Origin of the sequence: Candidatus Aquiluna sp. UB-MaderosW2red, assembly GCF_900100865.1 — a bacterium.
Taxonomy (GTDB): Bacteria; Actinomycetota; Actinomycetes; order Actinomycetales; family Microbacteriaceae; genus Aquiluna.
In genome coordinates this window covers 1,064,402-1,088,679 of sequence record NZ_LT627734.1, presented here as the reverse complement: position 1 = coordinate 1,088,679, position 24,278 = coordinate 1,064,402, and the positions used below count along the sequence as shown (strand labels likewise).

At 51.6% G+C, this 24,278-nt stretch carries 22 protein-coding genes and 1 other RNA gene; 12 read left to right on the top strand and 11 right to left on the bottom strand.

What is annotated here, in order from left to right; all coding sequences use genetic code 11:
* Positions 1–24 precede the first annotated feature (24 nt).
* Positions 25–222 (top strand): hypothetical protein, encoded by a 198-nt coding sequence (locus BLP47_RS05570; RefSeq protein ID WP_091851290.1) that lies wholly within the window; start codon positions 25–27, stop codon positions 220–222.
* On the opposite strand, the gene BLP47_RS05565 is transcribed toward BLP47_RS05570, so the two are convergent.
* From BLP47_RS05565 to BLP47_RS05550, 4 genes are all read right to left on the bottom strand, one after another.
* Entirely contained in the window at positions 212–778 is a 567-nt protein-coding gene (locus BLP47_RS05565) for a hypothetical protein (protein WP_091851287.1), read from the bottom strand. The two genes, BLP47_RS05570 and BLP47_RS05565, sit on opposite strands and share 11 nt — an antisense overlap.
* The gene (locus BLP47_RS05560; RefSeq protein ID WP_091851284.1) at positions 775–1,992 is read right to left on the bottom strand and encodes a MurT ligase domain-containing protein; all 1,218 of its coding nucleotides are present in this window, start codon (positions 1,990–1,992) and stop codon (positions 775–777) included. The genes BLP47_RS05565 and BLP47_RS05560 overlap by 4 nt, the downstream gene beginning before the upstream one ends.
* The gene (locus BLP47_RS05555; RefSeq protein ID WP_249883289.1) at positions 1,993–3,243 is read right to left on the bottom strand and encodes an RNA polymerase sigma factor; all 1,251 of its coding nucleotides are present in this window, start codon (positions 3,241–3,243) and stop codon (positions 1,993–1,995) included.
* Positions 3,244–3,311: 68 nt separating this feature from the next.
* Positions 3,312–4,217, bottom strand: coding sequence for a proteasome assembly chaperone family protein (locus tag BLP47_RS05550; RefSeq protein ID WP_091851281.1), 906 nt, complete (start codon positions 4,215–4,217; stop codon positions 3,312–3,314).
* Between the two features lie 33 nt (positions 4,218–4,250).
* Between BLP47_RS05550 and BLP47_RS05545 the strand changes: the two genes are divergently transcribed.
* The 7 genes from BLP47_RS05545 to glnA all read left to right on the top strand — a co-directional run bounded on the left by BLP47_RS05545 (position 4,251) and on the right by glnA (position 12,705).
* On the top strand, positions 4,251–5,669 hold the full coding sequence (locus BLP47_RS05545) for a leucyl aminopeptidase (RefSeq protein ID WP_091851279.1): 1,419 nt from the start codon (positions 4,251–4,253) through the stop codon (positions 5,667–5,669).
* A gap of 39 nt (positions 5,670–5,708) precedes the next feature.
* Positions 5,709–7,082 carry a dihydrolipoyl dehydrogenase gene (gene lpdA / locus BLP47_RS05540; RefSeq protein WP_091851276.1) on the top strand — a complete coding sequence of 458 codons (1,374 nt, stop codon included), beginning with the start codon at positions 5,709–5,711 and terminating at the stop codon, positions 7,080–7,082.
* A gap of 31 nt (positions 7,083–7,113) precedes the next feature.
* A complete protein-coding gene (locus BLP47_RS05535; RefSeq protein WP_091851274.1) occupies positions 7,114–8,676 on the top strand; it encodes a 2-oxo acid dehydrogenase subunit E2 in 1,563 nt (520 codons plus the stop codon).
* Between the two features lie 196 nt (positions 8,677–8,872).
* The gene (lipB, locus tag BLP47_RS05530) at positions 8,873–9,514 is read left to right on the top strand and encodes a lipoyl(octanoyl) transferase LipB (protein WP_091851271.1); all 642 of its coding nucleotides are present in this window, start codon (positions 8,873–8,875) and stop codon (positions 9,512–9,514) included.
* Positions 9,495–10,487, top strand: coding sequence for a lipoyl synthase (lipA, locus tag BLP47_RS05525; RefSeq protein WP_091851268.1), 993 nt, complete (start codon positions 9,495–9,497; stop codon positions 10,485–10,487). Before lipB ends, lipA begins: the two co-directional genes overlap by 20 nt.
* Before the next feature lie 14 nt (positions 10,488–10,501).
* Complete coding sequence (locus tag BLP47_RS05520; protein WP_091851265.1) at positions 10,502–11,200, top strand: DUF4191 family protein; 699 nt, start codon at positions 10,502–10,504, stop codon at positions 11,198–11,200.
* An 80-nt stretch (positions 11,201–11,280) separates the two neighbouring features.
* Positions 11,281–12,705, top strand: coding sequence for a type I glutamate--ammonia ligase (gene glnA / locus BLP47_RS05515; protein ID WP_091851262.1), 1,425 nt, complete (start codon positions 11,281–11,283; stop codon positions 12,703–12,705).
* A 42-nt stretch (positions 12,706–12,747) separates the two neighbouring features.
* Here glnA and BLP47_RS05510 read toward each other — a convergent pair whose 3' ends face one another.
* A complete protein-coding gene (locus BLP47_RS05510) occupies positions 12,748–15,639 on the bottom strand; it encodes a bifunctional [glutamine synthetase] adenylyltransferase/[glutamine synthetase]-adenylyl-L-tyrosine phosphorylase (protein WP_091851259.1) in 2,892 nt (963 codons plus the stop codon).
* Positions 15,640–16,980, bottom strand: a complete 1,341-nt coding sequence (locus BLP47_RS05505) for a glutamine synthetase family protein (protein WP_091851256.1) — start codon at positions 16,978–16,980, stop codon at positions 15,640–15,642.
* Between the two features lie 29 nt (positions 16,981–17,009).
* On the opposite strand from BLP47_RS05505, the gene BLP47_RS05500 reads away from it, so the two are divergent.
* On the top strand, positions 17,010–18,632 hold the full coding sequence (locus BLP47_RS05500) for an NAD+ synthase (protein ID WP_091851253.1): 1,623 nt from the start codon (positions 17,010–17,012) through the stop codon (positions 18,630–18,632).
* A complete protein-coding gene (gene panB / locus BLP47_RS05495; protein ID WP_091851250.1) occupies positions 18,629–19,414 on the top strand; it encodes a 3-methyl-2-oxobutanoate hydroxymethyltransferase in 786 nt (261 codons plus the stop codon). The genes BLP47_RS05500 and panB overlap by 4 nt, the downstream gene beginning before the upstream one ends.
* Here the strand turns inward: panB and BLP47_RS05490 are convergent.
* Positions 19,411–19,605 carry a hypothetical protein gene (locus BLP47_RS05490; RefSeq protein WP_091851247.1) on the bottom strand — a complete coding sequence of 65 codons (195 nt, stop codon included), beginning with the start codon at positions 19,603–19,605 and terminating at the stop codon, positions 19,411–19,413. The two genes, panB and BLP47_RS05490, sit on opposite strands and share 4 nt — an antisense overlap.
* 40 nt (positions 19,606–19,645) lie before the next feature.
* On the opposite strand from BLP47_RS05490, the gene map reads away from it, so the two are divergent.
* Together map and ppgK are read left to right on the top strand one after the other, a co-directional pair.
* Positions 19,646–20,509, top strand: coding sequence for a type I methionyl aminopeptidase (gene map, locus BLP47_RS05485; RefSeq protein ID WP_091851244.1), 864 nt, complete (start codon positions 19,646–19,648; stop codon positions 20,507–20,509).
* Positions 20,510–21,268 carry a polyphosphate--glucose phosphotransferase gene (ppgK, locus tag BLP47_RS05480; protein ID WP_091851241.1) on the top strand — a complete coding sequence of 253 codons (759 nt, stop codon included), beginning with the start codon at positions 20,510–20,512 and terminating at the stop codon, positions 21,266–21,268.
* A 1-nt stretch (position 21,269) separates the two neighbouring features.
* Here the strand turns inward: ppgK and rnpB are convergent.
* The 4 genes from rnpB to BLP47_RS05460 all read right to left on the bottom strand — a co-directional run bounded on the left by rnpB (position 21,270) and on the right by BLP47_RS05460 (position 24,254).
* Positions 21,270–21,612: RNase P RNA component class A (gene rnpB, locus BLP47_RS05475), an RNA gene on the bottom strand.
* Positions 21,613–21,625: 13 nt separating this feature from the next.
* Positions 21,626–22,741 carry a histidine phosphatase family protein gene (locus BLP47_RS05470; protein ID WP_091851238.1) on the bottom strand — a complete coding sequence of 372 codons (1,116 nt, stop codon included), beginning with the start codon at positions 22,739–22,741 and terminating at the stop codon, positions 21,626–21,628.
* Positions 22,738–23,454 (bottom strand): zinc ribbon domain-containing protein, encoded by a 717-nt coding sequence (locus BLP47_RS05465; protein WP_091851235.1) that lies wholly within the window; start codon positions 23,452–23,454, stop codon positions 22,738–22,740. Before BLP47_RS05465 ends, BLP47_RS05470 begins: the two co-directional genes overlap by 4 nt.
* Positions 23,451–24,254, bottom strand: coding sequence for a Nif3-like dinuclear metal center hexameric protein (locus BLP47_RS05460; protein ID WP_091851232.1), 804 nt, complete (start codon positions 24,252–24,254; stop codon positions 23,451–23,453). Before BLP47_RS05460 ends, BLP47_RS05465 begins: the two co-directional genes overlap by 4 nt.
* Positions 24,255–24,278: the final 24 nt, after the last annotated feature.

Sequence of the window (24,278 nt, the reverse complement as noted above, 5' to 3'; positions counted from 1 at the left end):
AACGTTACTGCTTAGATATCAGCAATGGAAGAAATCAAGGAAACACAGAAGCTAGTTGCAAATGATCGATGCGATGTTTGCGGAGCTCAGGCCTATATTCGAGTTGAACTCGAAGGGGGAGATTTACTGTTCTGCAATCACCACGGTAATGCAAACAAATCGAAGCTCGAGCCCCTAGTAATCAATTGGTATGACCAGTCCGAAGAACTAACTAAAAGATAGTTCGCCTTCTAATTTCGGCAATAAGGTCACTGTCGGACCTGTCCAGCGCAGGCTGGAATCCCATTTTTAGCGAAATCATTTGCAGCAATTCTGGGTTCTTGGCTAAAACGGGACCGTATAGCTGAGTCCCAACAAAAGCTCCCGCAATAAAAACTTCAGCGTCGAATAATTCAGAGTTTCGATAACCGATAACTGGTTCCATCAAATTCGTAACCACCGAGACGAATCCAGACACTCGCTGGGCCATGCGATACTTTGGAAAATCGGGAATTCTTTTTAGATAAAACTCGTAGCTCGAACCAACTATCAAGGTCGGATTTCCACTTTCTAAGCGCTCCGTCAGAATCGGAACAAGATTTTCAAGTTCAGCTTGATAGTGCGCGATTGCCGCAAATGACGCGTCGCCAATGAGTACGAAATCCGAATCGGGGGAAATGCTTGTTGAAATTTCATAGCCCACTCCAGCCTTGGCCATCAACATAGCCAACACCTCGATGTTTCCCTGATCCGCATTGTTATTGAAGTGCTCCGGGTGAAAAGTGGCTAGCGAAATCATTTTGCCAGTCCGAGGTGTCTTCGAGTGCGCCGCATAGCATCTGCGGAGAACATGATTACTGGGGACTCCCCTGGAAGCGCCAAAAAGCTTTCGGCAGCTTTGTCTGCTTCAACAACGACTTCACCGAAATTTACTCCTGCAAATTTAAGTCTTAGGGCTAGCTCGTGGGCATTGAAACCCCCAACCACATCGACGTATTTGAGGGTCGAAAAATCAACCGCCCAGAGCCAACTCGGGTCGTGTATGTCGCTCCCAGCCATAAGCATCAGGGGCCTAGGGTCTAGCGGAAGAGAATCTACATTCAGTTGAAAACTTGTGGAGTTCTGCACGAGCATCAGCCTGACTTCACGACCTCTGATTATCGCCAATTCATCGCGTGCAAAGACCACGGGCATTTGATTAAAGGCTTCGCCACAAAGACTTGGGTCCAAAGTAATCAACTTGGAAGCGGCCAGGAGCGCTCCAGCCAGATTGAGCCCCTGATGCAGACCCGAGGTCTTGGCCTTGAACTCGAAAACCTCATTCACCATTTTGACCTTTATGTTGGCATCGCATGCGACAACCAGCGCGCTAGCCGGGATTTCAGCTTCTTCATTGAAGTTAACTGCATAAATTGGCCGGTCAGCACGAATTGAAAGCTCGCTAGACAACCCAAAACTTGAGCTCGCCCGATGGTTTTTAATTAGCTCTCTCAGATTCGGGTCATCTGAGTTTGCTACCAAAACTTCAGAAGATTCGGCGATGGTTCGCAACTTATCCAGCACAAGACTCGGATCGACAAACCTATCCAATTGATCCGAGAGTAGATTGGTCAGCACGGCGAGCCGAGGTTTTAGGGTCTTTGATAAAGCCGCTCCGTGACCCTCGTCCCATTCCAGAACGACCACATCGGCGGCAATGCGGCCGCGAAGGTTTGCAAATTGCAGCACCGCAGCAAAGTAACCCTGCAAAATGTTAGCGGTTGAAGGGTTCGTGAACACTCTCAGCCCATGAGCTTCTAAAAGAAGAACCAAGGCGCTGGTGGTCGTGGATTTTCCAGCAGATCCAGAAACTACTACCAAACCCATGGGAGCGGTTTTGATGACACGCTCTAAGAGCTTGGGGTCTAGCAGTCTTGCTACGGTTCCGGGAAGAGCGGATCCTCCCCCGGGCCTGACGATTCTAATTAGAAAGCGAAGCAGCTTTCCGACTGCCATCGCCAGAATCGTGCGCATTTAGCCGTCTAGGTAATCGCGCAGAAGTTGAGAGCGCGAGGGGTGGCGCAACTTAGACATGGTTTTTGATTCAATCTGACGAATTCGTTCGCGAGTAACGCCAAACTTTTCTCCGATTTGATCCAAGGTCATTTGGACCCCATCGCCGAGGCCGAATCTGGAGCGTATTACGCCTGCTTCTCGCGGGTGGAGACTTTCAAGGACACGGTCAAGCTCTTGTTGCAGCATCGTGAATCCCACAGCGTCAGCCGGAACCACGGCCTCGGTGTCCTCAATTAGGTCACCGAATTCGCTGTCACCGTCTTCGCCAAGAGGTGTTGATAAGGAAATTGGCTCCCTGCCGTATTTTTGGACCTCAACGACTTTTTCGGGTGTCATATCCAGCTCTGCAGCGAGCTCCTCGGGAGTTGGTTCGCGCCCAAGGTCCTGCAACAGCTGGCGCTGAACCCGGGCGAGTTTATTTATGACCTCGACCATGTGAACCGGAATACGAATGGTCCTGGCCTGGTCGGCCATAGCCCTGGTGATTGCCTGGCGGATCCACCAGGTGGCGTAGGTGGAAAACTTATAACCCTTGGTGTAATCAAATTTCTCAACAGCACGGATTAGGCCCAGGTTTCCCTCTTGAATCAAATCTAAAAATTGCATGCCGCGCCCGGTGTAACGCTTGGCCAATGAAACTACCAGCCTGAGGTTCGCTTCTAAAAGGTGACTCTTTGCCCGCTGTCCATCTTTCACCACCCAGTTCAGATCGCGACGCTCGCTCGGGGCAAGATTTTCGGAGATAGCTAGCTTCTCCTCCGCGAAGAGACCAGCTTCAATGCGCTTCGCGAGCTCTACCTCGAGCTCGGCATTTAGGAGCGCCACCTTGCCGATTTGCTTTAGGTAATCCTTAACTGGATCCGCGGTAGCCCCACTGATTGTCAGGTTTTGAACTGGGATGTCGTCTTCGTCATCGCTTAGCACCAGGACATTGCTTGGTAGTTGAATGCTCTCAGTTTCCGGGTCTGAGGAGTCTTGGAGCTTGCCAGACTCGCTCAAGTCCACAGCATCCGCCGCTTCAGCAACGATTGATTCCACAGAGTCGAGATCGTCATCAGAGCCTATGGACTCATCGTTATCGGCTGAGGTCGCTCTCTTCTTCGGAGCAGCCTTGGTTGACTTGGCTTTTGCTTTCGAAATAGTTGCGATGATTACCTTCTTCTTCAGGGCAGAACTTAAACCCTTGTCAAGTCGAAAACGACAAAACATGGGTTAGGTACTTCATTGTGCCACAGATACTTCTCTTTCGTTGTTAGAAAACCAAATAAAGAGCGGATTTATTCCTCTGGCTCTTGATTTCTTCTAACCGTGGCTAGGTATGACTCGAGCTCTTCGGCAATCTGATCCGCACTGGGTGACTGGGCGTGCGGTCTTCCAATTGGCGCCTTTGATGGACCGGCTTCACCCGATGCGTAACCTTGCTCCAGGGACGACACCAGCTTCGCCAAATCTGGATTGTCGGCCACTTGCTGATCAACTTTTTCAAGAAATTTGCGAGCTTTTTCTCTAAGGTCATCGGTGGGAAAGACCAGTTGGGTTGCGGCCGCAATCATTTCGATTCCAGTTATGGCGGATTGTGGTACTTCATTGTCTGCCAAGTAATGAGGGACCAGCATGACAAATCCCGCGCTGGGGAACTCGAGTTTAGAAAGCCTGTACTCCAGCAGGTGAATCACGTTACCCGGGACCTGGGTTTGCGGTTTCCACTCTGTAAAACGCTCAATTAAATCTTTTCGGTTGCCCGAGACGGTGACTCCGGTTGGGCGAGTGTGTGGCACTGGGAAGGGAATTGAGTGAACCCAGGTGAAGCTCGAAACTTCGAGGTCTGTCGCAATATCTGTAATTGCCTGAGAGAAAGCCTCCCATGCAAAATCTGGCTCATAGCCCTCTAGGAACAAAAAGGGCTGTTCGGCCTCGTCCTTCATTAGGAAAATTCCTAAAGTTGCAGGTTCGTAGGACTCAATGTGGTCCTTCTCAAAATAGAGGATGGGCCTTCTAGAGCGATAGTCCAACAGCTGGTCATTATCAAAGCGAACCACCAATTCATTGTCTAAATTGGCAAACAGGTGTTCCGATACCTGCGAGATCGTGCTGCCAGCATCGCTAAAGCCGGAAAGCATCGCAATCATTGGCAAGCCACGTAACTCGTTGGTCGGTTTGTAGAAACGGTATAACTCGCTCATCAGGCGATACTAACCCACCTAAACTTATTGAATATGCAACGTATCTCATTGGTCTCAATCATCCCTAATGGCAACTACCAACTGGCCGTCCCTTATTCCGATAACGAGTCGCTAGCAAGATACTCCCAGCTGGAAATCTCAAGTGAGCAGCTCGGGTTACTTGGTGCCGAGTCCAAATCCGGAGCCATCATTAGAGTCCCGCAAGCCTTTGGATATGCCTTGTTGATTGGCTCGCCATCGAAGCAGTCGAGTCGGGATTTCGCGGCCTCGGTATCCAGGACCGCGAAGGCTGGAGTGCCCATTGTTATTGCAGTTGATCCCTCGGACGCTGAGATTTTGGAAATCGTTGAGGGTCTGGTTCTCGGGCAGAAAACCCCCACTGCCTACAAATCAAAAACCAATGACTCGGCCAAAACAGAAATAGAGTTTCAAATTCTGGTGGCAGAAAATCAGTCCCAATTGGACATTGCGGCAACCCTAAAAGTAGCTCAGACTATTTTGGACATTCGTGAAATTGTCAACCAACCAGCTAATGATCTATACCCGGAGTCTTTCGCCCAAGCGGCAAAAAAGCTCGTTCAAAACCAGTCCATCGAAGTGGAAATCTGGGATGAAAAGAGACTCGAGCTGGAACGCTGCGGCGGAATACTAGGTGTTGGAAAAGGCTCCGCGAGAGGGCCCAGGCTAGTCAAATTACAGTATCGGGGTGGTGGCAAGCACCTGGCCTTGGTGGGTAAGGGCATAACCTTTGACACCGGAGGGCTATCGATTAAGCCGGCTGATGCCATGGTGGGTATGAAGTACGACATGGCTGGTGCCGCAACAATTCTTGGTGCCATAAATGCCATCGCCATACTAAAACTTGAAGTAAACGTAACGGCCTGGATGTGTATTGCCGAAAACATGCCCTCGGGAGAAGCCACAAGGCCAGGCGATGTCCTTGTTATGCGAAATGGCAAAACCGTCGAGGTGCTGAACACCGACGCGGAGGGAAGGCTAGTGCTCGCGGATGGCCTCTGCCTGGCGCAAGAGGAAAACCCGGACCACATAATTGATGTAGCGACTCTTACCGGTGCAGCAACGGTTGCCCTGGGTAATAGGTATGCCGGCCTAATGGGACATGGAGCCGCCATCGAATTACTTGTTGAATCGGCTAGCAGGGCGGATGAGAAGCTGTGGGCAATGCCACTGCCTGAAGAGCTTCGGGCTCTGTTGGATTCCGAATTGGCAGATATCACAAACGTGAAGATAGGCAGCAGGGCTGGTGGAATGCTGATTGGCGGACACTTCCTATCCGAATTCGTATCCCCCGAGTCCAGCTGGGGCCACTTGGACATTGCGGGTCCTGCCAATAACGACGGCGCACCCTACTCCGTGATTCCCAATGGCGCTTCCGGTGTGATGATTCGCACCCTGATTGATTTCGCCCGCCAACTGGGTGTGGCCAGATAAGCGTTAGACTTTGAATGTTTGGCAGATTTGGGAGCGTAAATGGCAGAAAATACCTTTGACCTAGTAATTCTTGGAGCTGGCTCAGGCGGTTACGCCGCAGCCCTCAGAGGGGCTCAATTGGGTCTGAGCATCGCTCTCATCGAGAGAGATAAACTTGGGGGAACCTGTTTGCACCGAGGCTGTATCCCAACCAAGGCGCTATTGCACTCCGCTGAAGTTGCCGACACCACCAGGGAAGCCAGTCACTACGGCGTGAACGCAACGTTCCAGAACATTGATATGAATCAAGTGAATAAATACCGAGATTCTGTTGTAGAAAAACTTTACAAAGGCTTGACCGGCTTGGTCAGCGCCAAGAACATTACTTTTGTTCATGGCGACGGTCGAATGACTGGACCGAAATCGGTCACCGTGAACGGCGAGATTTATACCGGCAAAAACCTGCTATTGGCAACGGGCTCGAATAGCAAGACCTTGGGAATTGAGATCACCGGCAGGGTTATCACCAGCGACCAAGCCCTTCAAATGGATTATGTCCCGAATAGAGTTGCGGTTCTTGGGGGCGGAGTAATCGGAGTCGAGTTTGCTTCGGTGTGGAAGTCATTCGGAGCAGAGGTCGTCATTATCGAGGGCTTTGACCGACTGGTTCCAAATGAGGAGCCAGTGATTTCCAAGGGACTGGAGAGGGCTTTTAAAAAGCGCGGCATCGAGTTAAAGCTCGGCAATAAGTTTAAAACCGTTACTCAATCGGATGCTGGCGTTTTAGTGGAGCTTGAGAACGGAGACCAAATCTCAGCGGATCTCCTTCTAGTGGCTGTGGGCCGAGGCGCAAACGCCACGGGATTTGGTTTCGAAGAGCAGGGCGTAAAAATGGATCGAGGCTTCGTGCTGACCAATGAGAGGCTGCAAACCAACTTGGATGGCGTTTTTGCAGTTGGCGACATAGTCCCGGGTTATCAGTTGGCCCATCGCGGCTTTATGCATGGAATCTTCGTAGCCGAGGAAATCGCCGGCCTGAAGCCCATCAAGGTGGACGAAAATGGAATTCCGCGCGTAACTTACTGCGAACCTGAGATTGCATCGGTTGGGATAACCGAAGCCCAAGCCGCCGAGAAATATGGCGCAGAGAACATCTCGACCTATGAATACAACCTCGCCGGCAACGGTAAGAGCAACATTCTTGGAACTGCCGGTGTCATCAAGTTGATTCGGCAGATTAATGGCCCAGTTATCGGTTTCCACATGATCGGCTCTCGAGCTGGAGAGCAGATTGGTGAAGCCCAGCTAATAGTCAACTGGGAGGCATACCCAGAGGATGTTGCACCATTGCTTCACGCTCACCCGACAATGAACGAAGCGATTGGCGAGGCTCATCTGGCCCTTGCTGGCAAACCACTTCACGCACACGCCTAAGAACCCGAAAAGAAGAGAAACAGGTAAGACAATGACTGATGTAGTTCTTCCAGCACTAGGGGAATCCGTAACCGAGGGAACAATTACCCGCTGGCTGAAAAAAGTCGGCGACACGATCGCAGTAGATGAACCTTTGGTAGAAGTTTCCACGGACAAGGTTGATACTGAGATCCCTTCTCCTGTGGCCGGAGTGATTCAGAAGATATTGGTTCAAGAGGATGAGACGGTCGAGGTCGGAGCCATCCTCGCCGTGATTGGCGAAGAGGCAGCGGCGACTCCCGCCACCCCAGAACCGGAGGCGGCTCCTCCTGCACAAGAGGCTGCGCCAGTGGCGGCTCCTGCCCAAGAGGCTGCGCCTGTAGCTGCGCCTGTAGCTGCGCCTGTAGCTGCGCCTGTAGCTGCGCCTGTAGCTGCGCCTGTAGCTGCGCCTGTAGCTGCGCCTGTAGCTGCGCCAACTCCAGCACCAGTAGTTGCAGCACCAGTAGTTGCAGCACCAGTAGTTGCAGCACCAGTAGTTGCAGCACCAGTAGTTGCAGCACCAGTAGTTGCAGCACCAGTAGTTGCAGCACCAGTAGTTGCAGCACCAGTAGTTGCAGCACCAGTAGTTGCAGCACCAGTAGTTGCACCACCACCTGCTCCCCCGGCCTCGGTGCCAGTAGTCGCACCATCGAGTCCCGCTCCGACAGAATCGACTTTCGAAACAGACCCTGGCTACATCACTCCGATCGTGAGAAAGCTCGCTAACGACAATGGCATTGACCTAAGTCGAATCAAAGGTACGGGCGTGGGCGGAAGAATTCGCAAGGAAGACGTGACGGCGGCCCCTAGCTCGCCAGTTGCGACTGCGGGCTCACAGCATGTTGTCCAGATTTCTCCGCTGCGCGGAACCTCGGAGTCGATGTCAAGGTTGCGAAAAGTTATTGCGGAACGAGCGGTTGCATCCATGCAACAAAGCGCCCAGCTAACCACCGTGGTGGAAGTTGATGTGACAAATATTGCCAACCTCCGCAAGAAGGTGCAGGCTGAATTCACCAAGCAAGCTGGCGTCAAGCTGAACTTCATGCCGTTTTTCACCTTAGCAACGGCAGAGGCCTTGCAGTCTCACCCAAAGATTAATAGTTCTGTTGATGGCGAGACCATGGTTTATCACCCGAGTGAGAATATCTCCTTCGCTGTGGACACAGAGCGTGGCCTATTGACTCCGGTTATAAGAGACGCAGCGAGTTTGAGCTTGGCTCAAATCGCTCAACAGATTTCCGATCTGGCCTTACGCACCCGCAATAACCAACTCAAGCCAGACGAGCTCTCAGGTGGAACATTTACACTGACGAACACGGGTTCTAGAGGCGCGCTTTTTGACACACCAGTTGTGTTTTTGCCGCAAAGTGCGATTCTAGGGACGGGAGTCGTTACCAAGCGTCCTGCGGTCGTGACAGACGCTCATGGGAACGAGGCGATAGCGATTCGATCCTTGGTCTACTTAGCTTTGAGCTACGACCACAGAATCATCGATGGCGCCGACGCCTCCCGATTCCTAACCGACTTAAAGGCAAGGCTAGAAGAGGCTAACTTCGAAGCCAACCTAGGGATTTAGCTTCAGCTTAAGATTTCCATTTGGAGTCTTTTGAGCCATTACTCCCTTGAGTTGCTTGGGAGAACCTGTGAGGAGTAATACTCGATTGGGTAGCTTGATGGAGGTAGTTTTCATGGTCAAACTATCGCGGCATCCGAGGGTCGATAAGGCACAAAAAAGCTATCTGTCAAGAACTTGGCAAAGTCGAGGCATGTGAATGCCTGAATTTATCCGCGTGGGGTTTGCTCCCAATTTTGTTGACTACCAAACGGGTTTGGACCTGCAGCGCGAAATTCACGCGGAAGTAGCAGGGGGGCAGCGACCCAACACTGTTTTGCTTCTGGAACACTCCTCCGTTTACACCGCAGGCAAAAGAACAGATGTATCCGAATTACCGGATGACGAATCGGCTTTTTTTGAAACGGACCGCGGTGGAAAAATAACTTGGCACGGCCCAGGCCAACTTATCGGCTACCCAATAATGCACCTGCCACAACCCATTGACGTAGTTGGATACGTAAGATTTTTAGAGCAGACCATAATCGATGCGATTTCCGGTTTCGGCGTGGCTGGAATTCGGGTCGAAGGCCGCAGTGGGGTTTGGGTTGATACGCAACATGGCGTTCAGAAGCTTGCCGCGATTGGAATCCGTGTAGCGCAAAAAGTCACCATGCACGGATTTGCCTTGAACTGCGATAACAGCCTTGAGCCTTACGATCACATAATTGCCTGTGGAATCCAGGATGCCAAGACGACCACACTGTCACAAATCTGCGGCAGAACAATAAGCGTGATGGATGCAGTTAGGCTTATAGAGCAGCGAATGGGAGAAATACCAAATGCCAGAATCAAAGCCTGAACGCAAGCTTCTTAGACTCGAAGTTCGCAATAGTGAAACCCCGATTGAACGCAAACCCGCTTGGATTAAAACCACAGCGAAAATGGGCCCGGAGTACCAAAAACTTCACTCGCTGGTAAAAGACCAGGGGCTTCATACCGTTTGCCAAGAGGCCGGTTGCCCGAACATATTCGAATGCTGGGAAGACCGCGAGGCAACATTTCTAATCGGTGGTTCACAATGCACCAGGCGCTGCGACTTCTGCCAGATTGATACTGGGAAGCCAGCCGCTCTTGATGTCGATGAGCCAAGAAGAGTTGGGGAGTCTGTGAAGTCAATGGATCTTCGCTACGCGACCGTGACCGGAGTAGCAAGAGATGACTTACCCGACGAGGGAGTTTGGCTCTATGCCGAGACCATCAGGCAGATCAAAAAGCAATCCCCGGGTACGGGTGTGGAAATACTCATTCCAGATTTCTCTGGTCGACCTGAGCTGCTTCAGAAAATCTTTGAAGCTAAGCCTCAGGTCTATGCGCACAACGTAGAGACGGTTCCACGCATTTTCAAAAGAATCAGACCGGCCTTTACTTACGATCGATCCTTAGATGTCATAACTCAGGGTAGAGCTGCGAACATGGTTACCAAATCGAACTTGATATTGGGGATGGGCGAGGAGCGCTCCGAGATTAGCCAGGCGCTAAGAGACCTTCACGATGCCGGAACCGACATAATCACCGTCACTCAATACCTCAGGCCCTCACCTCGACACCACCCGGTGGAGCGATGGGTAAGGCCAGAGGAGTTCATCGAGATTGCTCAAGAAGCTGAGCAGATTGGTTTCCTGGGTGTCCTTTCTGGACCACTGGTTCGCTCAAGCTACCGAGCCGGTCGACTATGGGCCCAGAGCATGCTCTCCAAGGGCAGGGATATTCCTGAACACCTGCAACATCTCGCGGATAAGCTCGAGTTCTCGCAGGCATCGGCGATTGCCTAACTAAACTATCAACCGTGGCTAAAAACAAGAATAAGAAACAAGGGCGCTTCAAGCAGTTGATGCGGGTCTACCGCCAAACTATTAAAGGCGACCCGAGCGCGCTGTGGTTCGCTTTATTGGGTTTACTTCTGTCGGTTGGTGGTGGTATCGGCCTAGGCCTTCTAACCTCTGGGGGAAGCGCCTTCATAGCTACAATGTGGATCATCTCCGGTTCACTAACTGGTGTTTTGGTAGCCATGCTGATTCTTTCAAAGCGCGCAGAGCGTTCGGCTTACATTTCTATCGAGGGTCAGGCTGGAGCTGTCGGGGCAGTGCTTGATTCTCAAATCAAGCGCAAGTGGCGAGCCAAGTCCACACCGATTGCTGTCAATGCAAAGTCTCGTGAGGCCATTTATCGGATGATTGGGCCGGCTGGAGTTGTCCTAATAGCAGAGGGTGGGAGCTCTCGCACTCAGCAAATGCTCACCGACGAAGGTCGAAAGGTGGAGCGCGCCGTGCCGGGGGTCAAGATTCACAAGGTGAATGTCTCGATCGACCACGGCGTTCGGCTCTATGCCCTTTTGAAGACCGTATATAAATTGCCTAAATCCTTGAACCGCAGAGAGGTAACCATGGTCGTTAACCGACTGGATGCCCTCGCGGGAGCTGGCGGATTGCCAATTCCTAAAGGAATTGATCCGATGCGAGTGCGCGCACCCAAGCGCAAGGGTTAACATTTTCGAAACATTTGACCTGTAGTTTCTGAGTGGTTCCATCCGGAATCTAGCTCTTACCCTCTAGGAGAGGTATCACCATGTTTAAGAATGTTGCCGAAGTTCTGGCCTTCATAAAAGACAATGACGTTAAATTTCTAGACGTACGTTTCACAGACCTACCTGGAATTCAACAGCACTTCAACCTTCCCGTCTCTCAGATAAACGAGGAGTTTTTCGAGAACGGTCAGCTCTTTGACGGGTCGTCAATAAGAGGTTTTGCATCCATTCACGAGAGTGACATGCAGCTGATTCCAGATGTGACAACCGCCTACATGGACCCATTCAGAGTAGAGAAGACTCTGATTGTTTCTTTTGACATTTATAACCCTCGCAACGGTGAGCTTTACCACCGTGACCCACGTCAAGTGGCGCACAAGGCCGAGGCTTACCTAAAATCCACCGGAATCGCGGATACGGCGTTTTTTGCGCCGGAGGCAGAGTTCTTTATCTTTGACGAGGTTCGTTACGAGACGAAATCGCACACCTCATTCCACATAGTTGATTCGGTTGAGGGTGCCTGGAACACCGCCCGCCAAGAAGAAGGTGGCAACTTGGGCAACAAAACCGCCTTCAAGGGCGGATATTTCCCAGTTTCGCCTGTTGATCACCTGGCCGATATTCGTGATGCAATCGTTTTGGAGCTCGAGGACGCCGGTCTAGATGTTGAGCGCAGCCACCACGAAGTAGGAACCGCGGGTCAATGTGAGATCAACTACCGCTTTGACAGCTTGGTAAAGTCCGCCGATGATGTCTTGAAATTTAAATATATTGTCAAGAACGTTGCGCACCAATACGGCAAGACCGCGACCTTTATGCCAAAGCCGCTATTTGGTGATAACGGTTCCGGGATGCACGTTCACCAGTCACTCTGGAAGGACGGAAAGCCTTTATTCTACGATGAGTCTGGTTACGCGGGTCTTAGCGATCTGGCTCGCTGGTACATCGGAGGTCTTCTCAAGCACGCCCCCAGCGTGCTGGCCTTCACAAATCCAACGGTCAATTCCTACCGCCGACTAGTCCCGGGCTTCGAGGCTCCTGTTAACCTGGTTTACTCGGCCGGAAACAGGTCCGCAGCCATTAGAATCCCGCTAACCGGTTCAAACCCCAAGGCAAAGCGAATCGAATTCCGTGCCCCGGATGCATCGGGTAACCCGTACCTCGGTTTTGCAGCAATGCTAATGGCGGGTATCGATGGAATCAAGAACCGCATAGAGCCTCACGCGCCAGTTGATAAGGATCTCTATGAGCTTCCACCGGAGGAGGCTAAAAACATCCCTCAGCTACCAGGCACTCTGGAAGCAGTATTGGTCGCACTGGAAAATGATCACGAGTACTTGATGGAGGGCAACGTTTTCACCAAGGATCTAATCGAGACTTGGATTGACTATAAGCGTGAGAAGGAAATCAAACCGCTAGCACAGCGCCCACACCCGTATGAGTTCGAGCTTTACTACGGGGTCTAAAAAAGAAATTCAAAAAAGGGCCGAGTCTTTCTCGGCCCTTTTTTATTTATAAAACAAATCTTCGTAACTACCCCTGGCCCTGCGAGTAATGCCAAGGTAGTCCTGCTCAAGCTCTCCTGCGCTGCCCGGCGTGTACTCCAAAATCCGAGCCATTGCCTCCAATTGCCTTAGGTCTAGGGGAAGCAAGTCGGCTGACTTATCTACCGCCAGCACCAGTGCATTTCTGCAGCGCGACGCAAAAACCCAGGCTTCTCTGAGCAAACTGACTTCTTCACTGCCAGCCAGCTTGAGGCTCACGATTTCCTCGAGCGCCCTGATTGTAGAGGTGGTTTGAAGTGCGGGGTGTTGATGGGCGAATTTCAGCTGAGAAAGCTGCGCAAACCATTCAACATCACTCAAGGAGCCTTTGCCGAGCTTTAGGTGCCTTAGTGGATCCGCTCCTTGCGGCAGGCGCTCCGCCTCAATCCGCGCCTTAATCCTTCTAATTTCGACTACGGCCTTCGCGCTGAGCTCTCTTGGATATCGATACTTTGAAATGAGCTCAATGAAGGCGGATTGGAGCTGATTTGAACCGCTAATCGGGCGGGCCTTCAAAAGCGCCTGATGCTCCCAGACCTCGGCCCATTTTTCGTAATAAGCAGTATATGCATTGAGGGATTTCACTCGGGGGCCATTTTTCCCTTCCGGCCTAAGGGCCAGATCGAGCTCGAATGGAAGCAGGGGATCCCGGACCAATTCCAGCAAATCTGAGGTGATTTTCTCAGCGATTTGCTGGGCAGATTGATCGTGATCTTGATAGACCAACATGGCATCCGCGTCTGAGCCAAAACCTATTTCGGATGCCCCTAGTCGACCCATAGCAATGATACAAATGTCAAGGTCGCTTTTTTGGGACCTTTTTGCCACGGCAAGCATGCTGCGCAGATAGGCATCATTGATCTCCGAGAGCCCGAGTGAAATTTGCTCTAAATTCAAAGTGGCAAGCACGGCTCCAATCGCAAGCCTGAGAGTTTCGCGTCTTCGAACCTGTCGAATAGCCTCGGAGGCCTGCTTTTTATCGTCATATCGCCCGAGAACTGCGAGCATTTCATTCTCATAATCCGATTGCGGGCGAGGGAACAGCAAGGCCTCATCATCGAACCAAGCGGAGGTGTCTGGAATTCGCTCAAGCATCCTTGCCACAAAAGCCGATGATGACAAAACGGTCATGAGGCGCTCAGCGGCCCCCGAGGAATCGCGCAGCATCCTGAGAAACCAATGAGTCTCCCCCAACGCCTCACTGAGTCTTCTGAAGCTGATCAGAGCCCGATCCGGATCTATTCCCTCCGCCATCCAGCGCAACAAAACTGGTAATAGCGTGCGCTGAATAGTGGCTCTTCTACTCACCCCAGAGATTAGTGAGTTTATGTGCCGCTTGGCCCCAGCAGGATCCATGAACCCCAGTGCAACTAGGCGCTGGAGGACTTCGTCATCGGTCAGTCGAACCTCTCCGGCGCTTAGCGCCGCGGTCGCGCCAAGAAGCGGTCGATAAAACACCGATTCATGAAGCGTCGCGACTTCGGACTTGGTCTGTTGCCAAAGCAGTTTTAGTGCCTCGGTTTTTATGCCCTCTCCCAAGGAACGAGCGATGATCAAAAGCGCTACTTCATCGGTTGGCATTAGGTGTGTCCGCCTGAGCTTTACGAGTTGCACACGATGCTCGATGGCTCTGAGGGTTTTATAGTGCAGCGAGAAGTTATCGCGATCTTCACGAGACAGCAAGCCCGCTTTGGCTAAAGCGTCCAAGGAGCTGAGAGTATCCATCACCCTGAGCGACTCATCAGCAACCCCGTGAACCAACTGCATTAGCTGCGCCGTAAATTCGACATCGCGCAGGCCACCACGGCCGAGCTTTATTTGCGAATCCCTTTCAGAGCTGGGGATTAGATCTAAAACCCGCTTGCGCAAATGACGCGCGTTTTCAACTATCGATGCGCGGTCTGCCTTTGACCAAATCAACGGCTTCAAGGCTTGCTCGTAAGCCAGCCCTAACTCCTTGTCCCCCGCCAAAAAACGAGCCTTGAGAAGGGCCTGAAACTCCCAGGACTCAGCCCATTTCTCAAAATAAGCGATGTGAGATTGTAGGGTCCTGACTAAAGCTCCGGACTTGCCCTCGGGCCTTAGATTGGGGTCCACCTCCCAGAGCCCCGGCTCAATTCCGGGTTCGTTGATGACTTGTGCCAATCTTGCGGCAATCTTGCTCCCGATAAATACCGGATCCCCGGCTGATGATTCCGCCACGTAGACGACATCCACGTCGCTCACATAATTCAGCTCTCTCGCTCCACTTTTACCCATGCCAATAACCGCGAACCGAATATCACTAGCTTCTATGTTGGTGAGCTTAGATTCCGAAACCAATTCCTGCTTGGCAAGCCGGATTGCTCCTTCGAGCGCCGCCCCAGCTAGGTCAGAAAGCTTCGCAGTCACCGGACCAATTGCGAGCCGAAAATCAGTTTGAGACAGGTCCCAGTCGACCACCCTAAGAACTGCCCGTCGGTATTCAACTCTTAGTGCAACGCGATTCAGAGATTGACATATTGACTCTAAAGAGTGCGGAAGCGCTGAGGGTTCAAGGAATATGTCGAGAGAGTCAGAATGCCTCTCGATGTAATCAGCAAGCCCCATGGAAAGACCCACGACCCTGCACAATCGCTCGGCCGCAGCCGGTTGGTTCAAAACCTTTTTCAAACTAGCCGCATCACGATTGGCTATTCGAATAAGAGTGTCCAATGCCTGATCGGGTGAGGCGGACTTGGAGAGTGCGATAAGAGTCTGCTCGGCTATTGGCCCAGTCAACAAACTTAATTCTTGTAGCTTTTCAGCACTTTCAGAAAGCGAGACAAAACCCAAGCGAGCCAGCTCACTAAGCCCGGATTTACGCTCGGAGACCATCTATAGAGTGCGGAGGTTTTGCGCTATTTCAAAGGGAGTAACTTGGGCGCCATAGGCGGCCCACTCCTGGCGCTTATTTGCCAATACGTAATTAAACACCGACTCCCCCAAGATCTCGGCGGCCAGTTCGGACTCCTCTAGCTTTCTAATTGCGTGAGCCAGCGATTGGGGAAGTGAGACAATTCCCATCGCGCGGCGTTCCATATCGCTTAGTAGCCAGACATCATCTTCGCTCTCCAAGGGAAGTTCATACCCCTCTTCTATCCCCTTCAGCCCGGCTCCTAGAAGCAGTGCATATGCAAGATAGGGGTTCGCTGCCGCGTCCATTGCTCGATACTCAATTCGAGTGCTTTGGGGTTTCCCAGGTTTGTGAAGGGGAACTCTAACTAGGGCGCTTCGATTGTTGTGGCCCCAGCTCACATAACTCGGAGCCTCGCCTCCACCCCAGAGACGTTTATAGGAATTTACGAACTGATTGGTAACGAGGGTAATTTCGGGTGCGTGCCTGAGGACGCCGGCCATAAATTGTCTTGCGGTATTTGAAAGATGGTAGCTCGCACTCGGGTCAAAAAAAGCATTTTTATCACCCTCAAAAAGCGAGAAGTGTGTGTGCATGCCACTACCTGGTTGATCGGTGAAGGGTTTTGGCATAAACGTTGCGTAAACCCCCTGCTCGATAGCAACCTCCTTGATTACCGTTCGGAAGGTCATGATGTTGTCCGCCATCGATAATGCGTCGGCGTAGCGCAAATCAATTTCATTCTGACCGGGACCGCCCTCATGATGGGAAAACTCCACGGATATCCCAAGCTGCTCCAGCATAGTGACTGCTCGACGCCTAAAGTCGTGGGCTGTGCCTCCTGGGACGTTGTCAAAATAGCCAGCATTATCAACTGGAACGGGCAGTCCGTCTTGTCCCACTTCTGAGGATCTCAGCAGGTAAAACTCAATTTCGGGGTGAACATAAAAGCTGAAGCCCATCTTTGCGGCTTTGTCCAAAGAGCGGCGCAGAACATTTCTAGGGTCCGCGAGAGCAGGCTTATAGTCAGGCGTAGCGATGTCACAAAACATTCGGGCCGCAGGGTCCACTGTCCCTCGCCAGGGCAATATCTGAAAGGTTGCAGGATCCGGAATCAGCAACATGTCTGCTTCTGATGTTCTAGCTAGGCCTTCAATAGCACTTCCATCAAAACCGATGCCCTCGTTGAAGGCCCCTTCTATTTCCGCAGGGGCGACGGCGACAGATTTTAGAGTTCCAGCAACATCGGTGAACCAAAGCCGAATAAACTTCACTCCACGCTCTTCGATGGTGCGAAGTACAAACTCTTGTTGCTTGTCCATCAAGCCCTCCTGACACTAAGAATAGGCTAGTGCTTGTGTTGAATTTAAAAGTAGCTTTTGGGCAGACCAACCCTGTGGTTGGCGCCCTGAATCATAACCTCGATCATATTAAAAAAATGATCGCTGAAGCCCATCTTGCCAAGGTCGATTTACTAATCTTTGGAGAGTTAGCCCTTTGCGGTTACCCACTTGGCGACCTTAGCTACCGTCGTGACGTGATAGCGCGAACCGAACTAGCTCTGCAGGCTCTAATCGCAATAACTGCTGGTGATGAATATATGGGCCCGGTAGTTGTTCTTGGTCACGTATCTCGTGCCACGATTTTGGCTCCAAAAATCCAGAGGAGCTTAGCCACCGCTCACAATACAGCGAGCGTATTTGGCCAAGGGAAACTAATCGGCACCTACCATAAGCACTTACTACCAAACTATGACGTGTTTGATGATTGGCGGAATTTTGTTCCGGGGCAGCAGGAGCTGGTCTTCACCCTTAAGGGTCACAAAGTGGCAGTGATGATCTGCGAGGATATTTGGGGCGATAGCGATAGGAGCGAAGGGCTCAAAGCCAGTGGAGTTGAACTAGTGGTGGTGCCCAACGGATCTCCATACTCGAGAACCAAAAGGATCGAGCGTCGAGACGCCGCAATTCGATTCGCCTCGGGAATGGATCTCGCGTATGCAAACCTGGCCGGGGGGCAAGATGAGCTGGTTTTCGATGGCGACAGCTTTTATATCTCAGACTCCAGTGAGATCTTCCGAGCAGATAGTAGCCCCGGGTTGTATCTGGTTTCTGAGAGTCGGCCTGCCCCGCTAGAGCCCAAGGATTTGCCAAAACTCTACGAGATTCTCGTTACCGGACTTAGAGACTATCTCTCCAAAACCAACCAGGTCAGCTGCGTACTCGGGGTTTCCGGAGGCATCGACTCCGCACTATGCGCTGCGATAGCCGTTGACGCAGTGGGAAGCGAAAACGTCGTGGGTGTAGCCCTTCCCTCTCGTTACAGCTCGGAGCACTCGATAGCTGATGCCAAAAAACTCTGCCAAAATCTCGGAATTGAGTATCGCGAAATACCGATCGAACCGGCCCATGCGGCATTTGAAGCCATGCTGGAGCTGAGCGATCTAGCCGCAGAAAACATTCAGGCCAGAATCAGGGCGGTCCTGTTGATGGGAATCTCAAACACTCAAGGGCAGCTGCTTTTATCAACGGGAAATAAGTCAGAAATAGCCGTTGGATATTCCACCATGTATGGAGATGCAGCCGGCGGCTTTGCGCCCATCAAGGATGTTTATAAGACTGACGTGTGGCAGCTAGCAGAGTATTTGAATTCGACTAGAGATCACGAAGTGATTCCTCAAAACTCCATCACTAAGCCGCCTTCAGCTGAACTCAAGCCCGATCAATTTGATTCAGACTCCCTTCCCGATTACAAGGAACTCGACCAAATACTCGAGCTGCTGATTGAGCAGGCAAATAGTGCAGGTGCAGTAATCGCCCAGGGTTTCAAATCGGAAACCGTGCATAAAATCGATGCGATGGTCAGGAGTGCCGAATGGAAACGCTCCCAAGGGGCCATCGGGACAAAGACCACGAAGGTTGCGTTTGGTCTTGGTCGCAAAGTGCCAATTACAACTAGATTTGAGGATCTATGAAGATTAGAACCGGAACGCTTCGTGGACTAAAAGAAAAAGGCCAGCGCTTTTCTTGTCTTACTAGCTACGACGCGCTGACGGCCAAAATCTTCGACTCGGCGGGTATTGAAGTGCTTCTTGTCGGTGACTCGGCGAGTAATACCATTCTGGGCTACCAGGGCACAGTTCCAATCACACTCGAAGAGATGATCCCATTCGGCAGAGCTGTAGCCAGCGCCTCAAAAAGCGCACTGGTGGTCTTTGATCTGCCCTTTGGAAGCTATGAATTCAGCGCGGAACAAGCTTTCAAGACGGCCACCGCGGCCATGAAGCAAACCGGAGCCGCTGCAGTAAAGCTAGAAGGAGACAAGATTGAGCAAATCGGAGTCCTAGTCAATGCGGGAATACCCGTGATGGGGCATGTCGGATTCACTCCGCAATCGGTCCACGCACTCAGTGGTTTCAAGGTTCAAGGCAGAGGTGAGAGGGCCGATGAATTGCTTAAGCAGTGTCTCGAAATAGAAGCCGCGGGGGCATTTGCAATAGTTCTAGAGATGGTGCCGGCCGAGTTGGCAACAAGAATATCAAAGCTATTGAAGGTTCCAACTATAGGAATCGGGGCAGGGGGCGGGACTGATGGCCAAATACTAGTTTGGACTGATTTTGCCGGACTGAGCGAAAAGATCCCCTCATTTGCCAAGCCGTATTTGGACCTGCAGGGAATGCTTCAAAAGGCGGCTCAGGATTATCGGCAAGATGTTAGAGACGGCAGTTTTCCTAGCCAAGAACAGAGCTTCAGCTAGCTTTTCCAATCTAAATCTTTTTCTTCATCCTCATCCCGGATGGCCCTGGCCCGAGATTCAATTATTGCGGGGGCTGAAAGTGCGGATTCATATGTCTCAAAGGGACCAACGCGGTAGAGGCTAAGAGATTGCGGACCTGACTCCACGGTCTGAGTCTTTGTGTTGAACCAAAATTCGGGCTTATCGCTCATGCCTAACCTTCCCCAGCGGATGAATACGTAGACTTATTAGATGCCAAAGACAGCCAGCGGGGTACTAATCCCCGGCAAATTGTCCCCATTAAGGGCCGTTCCCAAGAGTATCACCAGGCCCGAGTATGTTGGGAATCTAGCGCCTAGCCCACACGTCGGAGGAGATAGATACTCAGATTCTGAGATTTTGCGAATTCGAAAATCTTCAAAGATCGCGGCGCAAGCTCTAGAGATGGTTTTGGGCTTTGTGAAGCCGGGGGTTTCAACCGATGAACTCGATCGAATTGGGCACGATTTTATAGTGGGCCAGGGCGGCTACCCTTCAACCCTTGGCTATCGTGGCTTCCCCAAATCTCTTTGCTCCTCCGTGAATGAGGTTATTTGCCACGGAATCCCCGATGACACCGTTTTAGAGGACGGCGATTTAGTGAACATAGATATCTCTGCTTATTTTGACGGAATGCATGGCGACACTAACGGCACAGTTGTAGTTGGGAGCGGCTCCCAAGAAGTGATTGACCTTGTTAAGCGGACCGAGGAAGCCACAATGCGTGGCATAAAAGCGGCGCTTCCGGGTCGCGAGGTGAACATTATTGGTCGAGCAATTGAGTCCTACGCGAAGAGATTTGGATACGGGGTGGTTCAGGAGTTCACCGGTCACGGCGTCGGCTCTAGCTTCCACACCGGACTAATAATTCCGCATTACGATGCCCCTGAATTCTCGACGAAAATTGAGCTGGGAATGGTATTCACTGTTGAGCCAATGCTCACTCTCGGCACCAGAGAGTGGGACATGTGGGAAGACGATTGGACAGTGACGACTAAGGATAAAAAATACACCGCCCAATTCGAACACACCATATTGATTACTCAGGATGGCCCCGAAATTCTTACGGTTCCCTAGATGAGAAACCATTCGATTGGAATTGACATTGGCGGCACTGGAATAAAAGCCGCACTGGTGGACACTCGAAGCGGCGTTCTACTGAGTGAACGAATTCGAGTTGAGACGCCCGAGGGTGCAGAGCCTGGTGACATATCTCTCGCTGTTGCCGAGCTAATTGATAATTTCAAAGACCTGAAAGACCAATCGGCTGTTGGAATCTGTTTTCCGGCAGTGGTGCAGCACGGCTTTACGCGTTCGGCTGCAAATGTCTCTGCTGATTGGATTGGGTTGGATGCAGAGGGCCTCTTCGCGGATGCCCTAAAGCGAAGAGTGCACATTTTGAACGACGCGGATGCCGCCGGATTTGCAGAGATTAAATTTGGAGCCGGAAGAGGCTCCAAGGGTCTGACCATAATGACGACTCTAGGTACTGGTATCGGAACAGCTCTTTTTTATGATTCCAGATTGATTCCCAACTCCGAGCTCGGGCACATTGAGATTGATGGGGTCGACTACGAAACCATGGCATCCTTCGCCGCAATGGAGAAAGATGGTTTGAGCTTTCAGGAATGGGCTACAAGGCTCAATCGGTACTACCAAGAGCTCGAGAAGCTATTGAGCCCCGACCTTTTTATAGTTGGTGGGGGCATTTCGAAAAAGCACGAATTATTTCTACCGCTGTTGGATCTGAAGACCAAGATAATTCCAGCCGAAACCAGGAACTCCGCGGGGATCATTGGAGCCGCTTCCCTCGCCGCTGAAATATTTAGAGGATGACGAGATGGGTCAACCGATACGCCGGGTTCTGTAGCGCCTAAGCACTGACGGCCATCTATCTCGGCCTGCAATTGCTCACAGGCTCTAGCAACCTACCCAAAGACTCGAACGGGCAGTTCTCAAACGCCTTCTGCTTGGTCTTGCTCCCGGAGAGGTTTACATAGCCAATCTGGTCACCCAGACTGCTGGTGGTCTCTTACACCACCGTTTCACCCTTACCCTTGCGGGCGGTTTACTTTCTGTTGCACTTTTCTCTCGAGTTACCCCGGGTGGGCGTTACCCACCTCCGTGCCCTTTGGAGCCCGGACGTTCCTCGGCAATGCCGCGACCGTCTAGTTGACCCATCTCCCGTAGAGCCTAACCAACAAGCAGGTGCTCACAAGCGTTTAGGCAAAACACTTCTGCTAAATCTTGCCCAAAGAATCTATAAATACTCACCGAACCAGGATTGAACTGAAGGCTCCAATGAACACTGGTGGCGGCACCCAGTGCCCTTTTTGCTATCGCTCGAGCCGGCATCATGTGGCTCACAATGGCAACAGAACTCCCCCGGTTCTTTTCTATTAACTCATCCAGCGCGCTCAAAACCCTTACCTCAAGATCCACAACAGCCTCCCCTTCGCTAGGCGCCAAGCTGGTGGAGCCCCTCCAGCTAGCAACCTCGGCGGGATACTTAGAATCAACTTCTTCCATAGAAATCCCCTCCCAGTTACCAAAACCGATCTCACGCAGGCGAGTATCCGCTGCAATTGGGAGCTTGAGAGCCTCGGCAATAGCGTTTGCCGTCTGGGTGGTTCTGAGCTGAGTGGAGTGGTGGACGCTGGCAAGCTCGGGGAGCTCAAAGCTGGCTAGCAGCCTTTGTATCGCAATAGCAGTCAGCTTCGCCTCTGAAAACCCAAGCTCGCTGAGGGTTGGGTCTTCGCCGTTTGATCCTGAAATCAGACCCAACTCGGTGTGCTGGGTGTGGCCATGACGAACAACCACAATTGTGGTCGGTTCGGTGACTTGCCTTGGGGCCCTCACGCTCTTTGGTTGAACTGCCGAAAGGTTGAGTTTGACGGCCGGTTCAGAACTAAAATCCCCGAGATCCAAGGCCCGGTTGGCGGCGGCGTCTGCAAGGGTGTTTTGTTCTCTTGGTACCCACTCCAGGGCAACTTTGAAGTTTCGCAATAGCTTTGCAGCCTCGGCTGCCAGCTCTCGCATCTGAGGATGCTTGATTTTCCAACGACCCGAAAGTTGCTCTATTACTAGCTTGGAATCAAGCCGAATCGTGACATTGGCACCCTGGTGGTTTTGTATCAGGTATCTCAAGGCTGCAATAACACCTTGGTACTCCGCGTAGTTATTGGTCTGCTCCCCCAGGGACTCTCCAAAACTAGCCAGCAAGGAGCCTGATTCATCAACAATTGCTACTCCATAGGATGCAGGTCCCGGGTTGCCCCTTGACGCTCCATCGGCGTAGGCAAAAATCACGCGCGAACCAAAATTGCCGCGCAGACCGGGCAGCTTGCCACCTCGTCATCCGGCACCAGATGAAGGGCGCTCAGAGCAGTAGAAGTGATTGTCATGTTGCAGGCCCCGCAAGTATTTCTCAAGAGCTTGCCAACGGCTATCCCACGAGCAAATCTAAGATTAAAAAGACCCAAGAGCTCTTCGGGGAGGTTGGTCTCAAGATCTTTTATTTGGCTCAAGTTCTGGGTGTGAATCGCTTTAAGCGCACCTAATTCCTCACGGGCCTGAACCTTATGTGCCTCAAGCTCCAGATCAAGACGGTCTCGATCCGCCTCGATCAGCTGCTGCTCGGTAGTGGAAGATTCTATTTTTTCGAGAAGTTCCAACTCGGAATCCTCCAGAGCTGATTGTCTCGAAGCCAGAGTCTCAAGCTCATGGGTTAACCCAGAAATCTCTTTTTGGGTGAATGCCTGAGTAAGTAGCTGCTTATCCTTCGCGATTCGCTTATCGACCAAATCCCGATCAACCTCAAACCGATCACGACCCCGCAGGAGCTCCTCATGGGCGCTGCGAAAGAGATTCAATTCACCGCTTTTTGCTAGCAGGGCCTCTCGGCGCGAGTCAATCTCAATCCCCGAAGACAATTGCTTGGCCTTACTCTCGAGATTTCGATTCTCTACTTTTAGTCTTTGGAGCTCAATCAGCTCGCCGGCTTGATCGGAAGTCATTTTCATTGCATCACCGCGAAATCCCAAGGGTCAGTATTTAGTTCACTACCAACGAACTCTACAGCCGGGAACTTTGCCCGAAGACTAGCTGCGGCAACATCGACCCAGAGCCACTCGGCGCTGAAGTGCGCAATGTCTATTAGTGCTGGGCCGTTTGATACATTCGATTGCGAAATAAAGTCCTGAGCCGGGTGATGCCTGAGATCGCTGGTGATAAAGACATCTATCCCTGCCTCTAGTGCCGTATTTAGGTAAGAGTCACCGGCTCCGGCCAGGAGTCCAACTCTGCCGATGACTCGATTCGGGTCGCCAGATACCTTAATTCCAGCGGCCACCGCCGGTAAGCGTTTGGCTAATAACCGAGAGAGCTGCAGCAAGCTCAATGGCTCAGGCAATGTGCCGATTGTGCCGTGCTTGGTGAGTGGATCTAATGGCTCTAGTTTTTCTAGCCCGATTGCCTTAGCGAGTGATTCCCCAACCCCATCAGTTTGAAAATCGGCGTTTGTGTGCGCCGCAAAAATCGCTAGATTTGCTCTTATCGCCTTGGCGCTGAGGCGACCCTTGAAGCTCTGCTCCGTAAGTGAGGTGAAGCCTCGCAAATAAAGAGGGTGATGGCTAACAAGTAAATCGGCACCGATTTCTATTGCCTCTGAAATCACCTTTTCGGTGCAATCGACACTGACTAGAACTTTTAGAACGTCACTCTGCACATCACCAAGCATCAGTCCCGGACGATCCCAATCTTCGGCCTGCGCTGGGGGCCAGATTTGATCAAAATGGAGGATTAAATCTTTAAGAATCGTCATGGCTATAAGCCAAGCAGATAATCT